The sequence below is a fragment of the Thermoanaerobaculia bacterium genome (assembly GCA_035717485.1).
GTDB lineage: Bacteria > Acidobacteriota > Thermoanaerobaculia > UBA5066 > DATFVB01 > DATFVB01.
In genome coordinates this window covers 1-9,488 of sequence record DASTIQ010000078.1, presented here as the reverse complement: position 1 = coordinate 9,488, position 9,488 = coordinate 1, and the positions used below count along the sequence as shown (strand labels likewise).

10 protein-coding genes are annotated in these 9,488 nt (G+C 68.1%); 5 read left to right on the top strand and 5 right to left on the bottom strand.

Annotation, left to right across the window (positions count from 1 at the left end; all coding sequences use genetic code 11):
- Positions 1 to 499: 499 nt before the first annotated feature.
- The 5 genes from VFS34_04195 to VFS34_04175 form a co-directional block, all read right to left on the bottom strand.
- Entirely contained in the window at positions 500 to 727 is a 228-nt protein-coding gene (locus VFS34_04195; GenBank protein ID HET9793642.1) for a helix-turn-helix domain-containing protein, read from the bottom strand.
- Between the two features lie 80 nt (positions 728 to 807).
- Entirely contained in the window at positions 808 to 1,635 is an 828-nt protein-coding gene (locus VFS34_04190) for a hypothetical protein (GenBank protein HET9793641.1), read from the bottom strand.
- 57 nt (positions 1,636 to 1,692) lie between these two features.
- A complete protein-coding gene (gene bamD / locus VFS34_04185; protein HET9793640.1) occupies positions 1,693 to 2,481 on the bottom strand; it encodes an outer membrane protein assembly factor BamD in 789 nt (262 codons plus the stop codon).
- Complete coding sequence (gene rpe, locus VFS34_04180; GenBank protein HET9793639.1) at positions 2,478 to 3,146, bottom strand: ribulose-phosphate 3-epimerase; 669 nt, start codon at positions 3,144 to 3,146, stop codon at positions 2,478 to 2,480. The genes bamD and rpe overlap by 4 nt, the downstream gene beginning before the upstream one ends.
- A complete protein-coding gene (locus VFS34_04175) occupies positions 3,143 to 3,865 on the bottom strand; it encodes a PASTA domain-containing protein (protein ID HET9793638.1) in 723 nt (240 codons plus the stop codon). The genes rpe and VFS34_04175 overlap by 4 nt, the downstream gene beginning before the upstream one ends.
- A 92-nt stretch (positions 3,866 to 3,957) precedes the next feature.
- Between VFS34_04175 and VFS34_04170 the strand changes: the two genes are divergently transcribed.
- The 5 genes from VFS34_04170 to VFS34_04150 form a co-directional block, all read left to right on the top strand.
- Positions 3,958 to 4,932 (top strand): PHP domain-containing protein, encoded by a 975-nt coding sequence (locus VFS34_04170; GenBank protein ID HET9793637.1) that lies wholly within the window; start codon positions 3,958 to 3,960, stop codon positions 4,930 to 4,932.
- 188 nt (positions 4,933 to 5,120) lie between these two features.
- The gene (locus VFS34_04165; GenBank protein ID HET9793636.1) at positions 5,121 to 6,065 is read left to right on the top strand and encodes a deoxyribonuclease IV; all 945 of its coding nucleotides are present in this window, start codon (positions 5,121 to 5,123) and stop codon (positions 6,063 to 6,065) included.
- A gap of 290 nt (positions 6,066 to 6,355) precedes the next feature.
- A complete protein-coding gene (locus VFS34_04160; protein HET9793635.1) occupies positions 6,356 to 6,793 on the top strand; it encodes a hypothetical protein in 438 nt (145 codons plus the stop codon).
- A gap of 131 nt (positions 6,794 to 6,924) precedes the next feature.
- The gene (locus tag VFS34_04155) at positions 6,925 to 8,100 is read left to right on the top strand and encodes a hypothetical protein (GenBank protein HET9793634.1); all 1,176 of its coding nucleotides are present in this window, start codon (positions 6,925 to 6,927) and stop codon (positions 8,098 to 8,100) included.
- A partial coding sequence (locus tag VFS34_04150) for a hypothetical protein (protein HET9793633.1) occupies positions 8,097 to 9,488 on the top strand: 1,392 nt, incomplete at its 3' end. The genes VFS34_04155 and VFS34_04150, both read left to right, overlap by 4 nt.

Genomic DNA, 9,488 nt, shown 5'->3' with positions numbered 1-9,488 from the left:
TAGCGTTCCTCTCCCGGGCTTTCTTCTCTCTCCCCCTTCCTTTCTCTCCGAAATCATTCGATTCGGCTCCCTCCCCGGTTCCCCCGGGGCCGGGCGGTCGGAGATCGATTGCCCTCTCGCGAGTCGCGCTCAAAACGGATCGAAACATCGCGGGGATCCGACGGACGCCTCCGTCAAATCTGCAGGACGACGAGGGGCGGCGGGGCGCGAGCCCGCCGGGATACGGGTCGCTCGGCGGCGGCCAAGGCGTACCGGCGAGCGTACGTCGTGCCGACGCGCGGGCCCGACGGACGCGTATAACGGCGCGTATCGCCGCGCCGTCCATTCGCCGCTCTGAGGAACAACGTCGACATCCCAGACGCCGACGAGGCGCGGCGGGGCGCGAGCCCGCCGGGAGGCGGGTCGCTCGGCGGCGGCTAAGGCGTACCGGCGAGCGTACGTCGTGCCGACGCCGGGCGGCACGCACCCGGCCGGCTCGATGCAACGCCGCGCTTGCGAGCTATTGGGGACGGTCTTTGGGAAGCCGGATCTTCAGCAGCGACACCTTGTGCCGCAGCGTGTTCCGGTGGATGCCGAGCGAGCGGGCGGCTCGAATGAGATTACCCGACGAGAGCTTGACGGCTCCCGAGATGTATTTTTTCTCGAATTCTTTTCGGGCGAGATCGAGACTGATTCCGTGCGTGAGCAGCTCGTCGATGACCTGCTGAAGTTTCGCGTCGAGATCCAAGCCGCCGCCTCCAAACTCACGACGTTCCCTGGGCTGTGAAAACGAGAGGCGCGAAGCTTACCACAGCCGCCGACGCGGCGCTATTTCACTTCGACGAGATCTCCGACCTGCATCGCGTGGCTCATGGTGATGATCTGCGCCGTCGCCGTGTGGTCGCCGACGGTGAGCACCGCGAGCTCGCCGAGCACCGTCCGCGGCGGCGCGATGTCGGCCTTGTACGAGCGAAGCTCGCCGTTGAAGTCGATGTCGTACTGGTGCGGCACGGCGTAGCGGAAGATCGTGAGGAAGTCGCCCGGGGCGAGGCCCGCGTCGGCGCCGATGTCGATGATCACGTCGGTCCCGTCGGAGAGCGTCTCGATCCCGTCGCGCGAGAAGACGATCGTCCCGACCTGCTTCCCGCTCGGCTCGTCGCAGTTGTTGAGCGACGGCGTGCGGCGCGCGAGCGGGACCGGGATCGGATCGAACGGCTTGAGCATGGTTCCGATCGGAACGTCGGTGCACGCGGAGGTGATCTCGAGGATCGCGACCTGGTCCTTCACGCAGAGCGCGTGCGCCTTGCCGATGTACTGGGTGAAGCGGCCGATCGGCCGCCCGTTCGGAATGTCGAAGACCTCGTCGCGGGGCGCGAGGAGCCAGTAGTCGTCCCCGGCGCGGATCCCGCCGTTGGTCGCGTAGACGACGTCCTGGAACGAGAAGGCACTCTGCTCGTAGACCGCGTCGCCCGACACGAGCATTCCGGAAAACGGCTCGTTTTCGGGACCGACGTAGCCGAAGCAGTTCACGTCCGCTTCGGCGCCCATCGGCTGCGGAGCGTCGACGCTCTGCGCCGAGAGGCGCGCGGCGCCGAGACCGGCCAGGACGAGGACGCTCAGGACTCCTGAAAAATTGGCGAGTGATTTCCGGCGCATCGGTTGTCTCCTCAGCCTTCCAGAAGGGGTCAGGGGAAGTCTTTCTGGGGCAGGAGCTTAGCTTTTTTCGGGAGCCTTGTCAACCGAGCTGCGGTGCTCTTTTTTGACCCGGACGGCCCACGGGCTCCCCGGATAATCCGTCGTCACGGAGGCGTAGAGCTTCGACGCTTCGTCCCGCTGGCCGAGGCGGTCGAGGGCGACCGCCGTGTAGAAGAGGAGCTTGTCCTTCGCGGAATAGTCGGGGTAGCGCTCTCCGGCCCACCGGAACCGTCCCAGGGCCGCGCTCGGGTCCCCTTTCCGGAGATAGAAGTAGCCGACGCCGAACTCGTGCTCGGCGAGAACGTCCTTCAGGGACCCGACCCGCTTCTTCGCGTCGGAGGCGTACGCCGATCCGGGCGATTCCCGGAGAAGGGTCTCGTACTGGCTGATCGCCTCCCGGGTGTTCGTCTGGTCGCGATCCGGCGTCTCGTGCTCCTTGTCGTAGCAGAGCGCGTAGCGATAGAGCGCGAAATCTCGGTCGGGGGCGCTCGGATACCGGGTCACGAAATCGCGGTACCGGTAGCGCGCTTCGAGGAAGCCGGTCGAGCCCCGCTGCTGAAAGTAGGAATCCGCGACCAGGAGAAGGGCCTTCTGGCCGAGGGGGTCGTTCGGATAGCTCTCGAAGACGAAATTCAGGTACTTGCGGGCGTCCTCGAGCTTCTTCTTCGCGAGGAGGGTCTTCCCCTTCTCGAAGAGAACCTCCTTGGGCTGCGCCAGCAGATCCTTCGTGATCTTGTCCGGCTTCTTCGTTCCCGCGCACGCGGCGAGAAACGCGACGACCCCGAGGATCGCGCCGAGCCGCTTCACTTCGCGACCTCCGCGGCCGCCGCCGCGCGGCGGATCGCGCGGATCGCGGCGGGCGGGTCGGGCTGGCCGTACACCGACGTCCCCGCGACGAGGATGTCCGCGCCGGCCGCCCGGCAGGCGGCGGCGTTCTCGAGGGTGACCCCCCCGTCGATCTCGATGGGAATCTCTCTCCCGGAGAGCATCGGCTTCATCCCCCGGATTTTGTCATAAGTCGAGCCGATGAATTTCTGGCCCCCCCAGCCGGGGTTGACCGACATCACGAGCACGTGGTCCACGTCCCCGGTCACGGCCTCGAGGGCCCGCGCGGGGGTCGCGGGATTGATCGCGGCCCCGGCCGACGCGCCCCCGGACCGGATCCGCTCGAGGCACCGGTGCAGGTGGGCGGTCGACTCCACGTGGACCGAAACGAGCTGAACGCCGCAAAGGTATCGATCGAGCGTTTCCTCGGGCCGGTCGATCATGAGGTGGATGTCGAGCGGAAGGTCGGTCGCCTTCCGGAGAGCTTCGACCATCGTCCAGCCGAACGTGAGCGTCGGGACGAACCGGCCGTCCATGACGTCGACGTGCACCAGGTCCGCGCCTCCCTCGCGGGCGGCCGCGAGCGCATCGGAGAGGCGGGCGAAGTCCGCGGCGAGGATCGAGGGAGCGATCCGGACGGCGCTCACGGCCGGACCGCCCGGGCCGCCGTGAACGTGACGGGATCGCGCGGCGAACAGGGGTACCCCGCCGGGGGATACTGCTTGAGGATCGTGTCGGCGGCGAGGCCTTCGTATTCCTCGTAGTGGATCGCGCCGACCTTGAACCCGAGCTTCGTCAGGCGCTCCCTTTCGTGCTCGGCGTCGTGCCCGACCAGATCGGGCATCACGAAGAGGCGATCGGGAGCGCCGCGGTTGACGAGGACGCCGACCGGCGCCCCGTCGGCGGCGGGAGCGTCGGGAGCGGGGCTCTGGGACGTGATGCCCGCGGTCTGCGTCTCCCGGTCGGACGAGACCGCCCCCAGGGTGAGCGACGCGCGCGACAACGCGAGGGACGCCGCCCGCGGCGAGAGCCCGGCGAGATCGGGAACGTGGATCGTCCGCGGACCGAGCGAAAGAACGACCCGCACCGTCTGGCCGGGCTTGACGAACGATCCGACCGACGGGCTCTGCAGGAGGACGCCGTGCGCCGGGACCTTCTCGTCCCAGCGGTCCCTCCCCTTTTCCACGCGGAGATCGAGCCCCGCGTCGCCCGCCGTCTTGGCGGCCTGGTCGAGGTCGCGGCCGACGAGGTTCGGGACGAGAATCGACCGCCCGAGAACCGACTTCTCGAACGAGAGCCAGCCGAAGACGGCGAAGACCGCGACGAGCGCCGCGCCGAAGGCGGCGCGAAAGAGGATCCGGCGCACGCGCGGAAGTTAGCACGGAAAACGGGTCACGAGCCGGTTCCGCGCCGGTTGATCCGGTTGACTTGGAACGGGGCTCGCAAGAGACTGAAGCCGTGGAGCCCCGTCTCGAGATACCGCCGGACTGGATGTCCGACCCCCGCTTCAAGAAGGCGGATCTCCACTGCCATTCGATCTATTCGACGTTCAAGTACTTCCGCGTCGCCAACACCCGCGACTGCTACAACAAGCCGGAGGACGTGTACCGCACCGCGAAGGAGCGCGGGATGGACTACGTCACCTTCACGGACCACGATTCGATCGACGGGTGCAAGGCGTACCTGAACGACCACCCGGACGCGGCCGACTTCTTCATCTCCGAGGAAGCGGAGACGTGGTTCCCCGACACGCGCCAGAGGATCCACGTCAACATCTTCAACCTGACCGAAGCGCAGCACCGCGAGATCAGCCGGCTGCGCGAGAACATCTACGACCTCGTCGCCTACCTCAAGGGCGAAGACCTCGTCTTCTCGGCCAACCACATGTTCCAGAACTACCGGATGCGGAACTCGCCGCGGCGCTACTTCGAAGAGATGCTCGCGATGTTCGACATGTTCGAGGTGAAGAACGGCGCGATGACCTCGCACCACAACCGACTCGTCGAGGACCTCATGGCCCTCGTCCGGGCCAAGAACGGCCGCGTTTCGCTCGTGGCCGGCTCCGACGCGCACACGCTGACGCCGCTCGCGAAGGTGTTCACCGTCGCCGAATGCGACTCGCTTCCCGCCTATCTCGACAGCATCCGGACCGGCCAGTGCTACGTCTGGGGGACGGAAATCGGGTTCTCCCACCTGATCAGCGAGGTCTACACGCAGGTGGTCCGCTACTACGGGAGCGTCTTCAACTTCTCGAACCCGGAGTTCACGGCCGGCGAGAAGGCTCGCCATCTGGCGCTCGCGGCGATGGGAGCTCCGTTCTCGGCCGTCGGCGTTCCTTTCGCGATCACGTCGCTCAACTACCTCAAGCAGATCTTCGTGACCCGGCGGATCGGCGACGAGATCCGGCGGGACTTCGACAAGGAACCGTCGTAGACGGAGTCGCGGGTCCGTCCGTCGCGAGTCTCGAGTCGGCGATGGGTTCCGGTGGCGAGTCGACGATTCGGAAAACCCGATCCCGATTTCCGTCGCCAGCCGCGGATCGGAAACGGGCCGATGAGATGCATCAGAGGCGTTTCGAAGAGCCGAGACGAAATCCGCTCCGGACTCGCGACTTTCGACTCGTGACGCGCGACTCCGTCTCCGACCTTCCCCTCGGCGCGCATCACTCGATCGCCGGAGGAACGCCCAACGCCGTCGAGCGGGCGGTCGCGACGGGGAGCCGCGTGCTGCAGATCTTCGTCAAGAACTCCAATCGCTGGATCGGAAAGGAGATCGCGGACGAAGAGGCGGAAACCTTCCGCGCGGCGCGCGCGAACGCCGGGCTGCTCTCGGTGGTCGCGCATTCCTCCTACCTGATCAACGCGGCGGGCGCGAATCCGCTGTTTCGGCGGAAATCCACGGCGGCGCTGGCGGAGGAGCTCGAACGGTGCGAGCGCCTCGGCGTCCCGGCGCTCGTTCTCCACCCGGGCTCCCGCGGGGAGAGCGGCCTCGCGGCCGGCGTGAAGCGCGTCGCGAAGATGCTCGACGACGCGTTTCGCCGCGCGGACTCCCGCGCGTCGATCTGGCTGGAGACCGCGGCCGGCCAGGGCGCCTGCGTCGGAGCCCGGTTCGAGGAGCTCCGCGACGTCATCGGCGCGTCGAGGAACCCGGAACGCCTCGGCGTCTGCCTCGATACCTGTCACGTCTTCGCCGCCGGCTACGAGCTGAGGACGCCGGAGGGGTACGCCGAAACGATCGAGGCTTTCGACCGCGCGCTCGGTCTTTCGGCTCTCCGGGCGATGCACGTCAACGACTCGAAGAAGGATCTCGGCTCGCGCGTCGACCGCCACGAACACATCGGCAGGGGTGCGATCGGCGACGCGGGCTTCCGCAACGTCATGACCGATCCGCGCCTCGCGGCGATTCCGAAGTTCCTCGAGACCCCGAAAGACAAGGACCTCGACTGGGACCGGAAGAACCTGGCGCGGCTGCGGAAGCTCGCGCGGACGGTCACGCCCGGCGACGCCGCCGGGAGGCGACCAGCACCGCTCCGATCGCGAGAGCGCAGCTCCCGACGCCGAGCCTGAACGAGACGGGGCGAAACCGCAGCTCGATCCGGTGGCGGCCCTCCGGGCACCGCACCGCGACGAACGCGTAATTCCCGAACGAAAGGGGAACACGCGAGCCGTCCAGAATGAGAGACGCCCGCGCCGCACGGGCGTACGCCAACGGCAGCAAAAACATCGTGGCGTCGACTGTACCGGGCGGAACGTTCGCCGCGATCGCACGATTCCGACAGCCGAGAGCGGAAGAGGAAGCCGGACCGCGACGGAGATCGCCTTCGGCCCGTACAATGGGTCGAATTTCTTCGTCCGCCGTGATTCCGCCCGCTGACCCGAAGCGGCAGTTCCCGCGGTCTTCGATCGTGGTCGCCGCGACCTGCATCGCGATCCTGTTCGCGGAAATGATCCGGCAGATCGCGAGGACCGGACCCCTCACGTTCCATGCGCCGTCGACGGTGCTCTCCAACGGCCGCCCCGAGCCGAGGCAGATGGCACCCTATCTCGCATTTCTGTCCGAGGTCCGGCGCTCGCTTCCTCCCGGGGCGGCGGTTTCGGTCGTCGCCCCCGCGGACGACCCGAACCTCCTCGTCGCAATCGGCCAGCTGCCGAAGAATCGGGTCGTCCTGCCGGACGAGGCCGCGGCGGCGGCACGCGTCGACTACGTCGCGGTTTATCGCTGCGCGGCTTCCCGTGATGCCCCGGCCGACGCCATCCGCTGGCCCGACGGGTGCCTCCGGCGAGGTGCTCCCTGAATCCGGGGTTCCGTTTTCTCTTCGCGTTCGCTGTGGTTCATGCCGTCGGCGCGTCGGTGCTCTTTTCTCTTCCGGCGAGGCCGCGCGGCGCCATCGCGTTTTTCGGGGCGACCGGTGCAGTGGGAATCGCGGTGGTCGGTTTCGAGATGCTCGTCACGGGCGTCGCCGGCGTCCGATGGTCCATTCCGCTCCTCCTTGCGCCGCCGGCGGCGTTCGGGATCGCATCCCTCGCCGGCGGCCGATCGCGCCTCGCGCCCTACCGGTCCCGGCCGGCCGCCGCGTGGCTCGCATCGGCCGCCGTGTTTCTTCTTCTCGTCGCCTACGCGGCCGCGACGGCGCGCGCGACGTCCCCCGATCTGGTTCTCTTCTGGGGAGCCAAGGGAGAACGATTCGCCCTGGCCCGCGGAATCGACGTCGCTTTCCTCGCGCGCCCGGCGAACTACCTCATGCACCCCGACTACCCTCCGCTCCTCCCGTTCGTCGAGGCCTTCGCGACGATGTTCGCGGGAAGGTTCGCCTGGGGGGCGTCTCTTTTCCTGATGCCGTGGTTCCTGGGGATCACGGGGGCGATCTTCCATGCCGCGGCCCTGCGCCGCCTGGAGAACGCGCGAGCGGCCGCCGCGCTCACCGCCATCTTCGTCGGAACTCTCGGACTCGCGGACCTCGTTTCGGCCACCGCCGGAAGCGCGGACGGCCTTCTCGTCGCCTTCGAAACGGCCGCTCTCGCGTCGCTTTCCGCGATCGGCTCGCGAAGGCTCTCGGAATGGACGGCGGGACTCTGCCTCGCCGCCGCCGGCCTGGCGAAGATCGAGGGAGTCTTCTTCGCGGCGATCGTCGCTTTCGCGGCCGTCGCGCTCACCCGGAGTTCGTGGCGGAGTCGGGCGACGTCCGCCTGGCATCTGGCGACGGCGCCCGCCCTCGCGTTCGGGACCTGGCTCCTGTTCTGCCGGGCGCATCGGCTCGTCGCGATGTACCGGGCCGACGTCTTCGGCGCGCCCACACTTCGATTCCTGCCGCGGATCCTCTCGGTGATGGGCCGAACCGCCTCGTACGACCATGCCTACGTTCCGTGGCTGGCACTCGCGGCTTCCGCGTGGGCATTTCGCCGATTTGGATTCGCGGCGGTGCCCGTCGCGGCCGCGGGCCTCTTCCTCGCCGCGGACGTCGGGTTCTACCTCAACGGAAACAGCGACCCCTCGATGTGGGTCGGGTGGTCGTCCGCGCGGACTCTGACGACGGTCCTCGCCTGCGGTTTTCTTTCGATCGGGCGGACGGCGATCGCCGGGGAATCGAGGATCATGGCATGAGCGGGCGATCTGCTGCTCCGTCGGTCCCACCGGTACTGCTGGGAACGATCGGCGGCGCGATCGCCGCGATCCCCGTGGTTCCCCTCGTGCGAGAGCTCGCGCTCCGTCTCGGCTCGGTTCCGGGAATCCCGGGCGCGGAGAATGCGGCGAGAGACGTCAAGGGAGCGACGTTCGCCGAGATCGCAGCCATCGTGGTCGCGATTCCCGCGTTCTCTTTCTTCTTCGGCCGGGCTCTCCCCGGCTTCCTCGAGCGGCGCGCCCGTCCCGGCCGCCTCTCCTTCCAGTGGGCCGGGGCGGCTGCCGCGCTCGCGTCGTGGCTGTGGAAGCGCGGCGTCGTCCCGGCCGTCGCAATTCCCTCGGGCATCGTGCTCGGCCTCCTGGCAGCCGGTTTCGTCCTCGCTTTCCGGAACCGGTTCGCCGTGCGGCGCCTCTTGTCGCGGCGGCATCGTTGGAGGATCGCCGCGATCGGGGGAACGGGAGCGGCCTGGGAGCTCGCCCGTCTCTCGAATCCCGGTGGCGCTCGTCCTATCGCGCGGAATCCGATCCTCGACCTGGCGATCGCGGCCGCCGTCGCCCTGATCGCCGGAGCGTTCCTCGCGCGGATTCGTGGACGATTCGCCGCCGGGCTCGAGCGGACGGCGGCGGCGTGCGGGCTCTCGCTGCCTCTGGCGGCGATCGCGATCGCCTTTCCTCGGACTCTGCCGTTCGCCCTCGCCGCTGCCGCCGGCGTGTTCCTCGTCTCGTCCTGGATCGGTCTTTCCGGGCGTCCGCGCCTGCTCGGGGCCGGCGCCCTCCTCGTCCTGGGCGCTTGTGGGTGGACGACCTACTACCAGCCGTATTCTCCGGTGAATCTCTTCGAGGATGGGCACGCGCTCGGCTTCGCGAAAGCGTATCTTTCCGGCGCCTCCCCGTTTCGGGATACCTATCCGATCCACGGATGGGGGGTCGACGGCGGCGTCGACGCTCTGGCGTTCCGCTGGACGAGCGCGACGCTCGAGGTCTTTCGAATCCGGCGGGCCGCCTTCACTGCGCTCGCGCTCCCGGCGCTCGCCGCCGCGTCCGTCGCCGCGCTCGGAAGCCTCGGCTGGGGAACCGCGGCACTCGTGCTTTTTCTCGCGACATGCCCTTTCGTGAGCGAGCGAAGCCTTTTTGCGATCGTCGCGCTGGGGTTCCTGGCCGCCGGCGTGAGACGCGAACGCGCGCGATATCTCGTTCTGGCGGGAGTCTTCGCGGCCGCCGGAATCTTCTTCGCGCTCGACATGGGGATCATCGTCCTGGCCGGAGGGATCCTCGGTCTCGGTCTCGTCGCCGTTTCATTGCGCCGAGCGGCTCCGGTGGTCGGATTCCTCTCCGGCGCGGTGATCGGGGCGATCCCATTCCTCGGCATT

What these genes read in the sequence shown, in the direction of transcription:
- VFS34_04190 (HET9793641.1), bottom strand. Translation starts at nt 1,635, where the DNA reads ATGCGCCGGAAATCACTCGCCAATTTTTCAGGAGTCCTGAGCGTCCTC.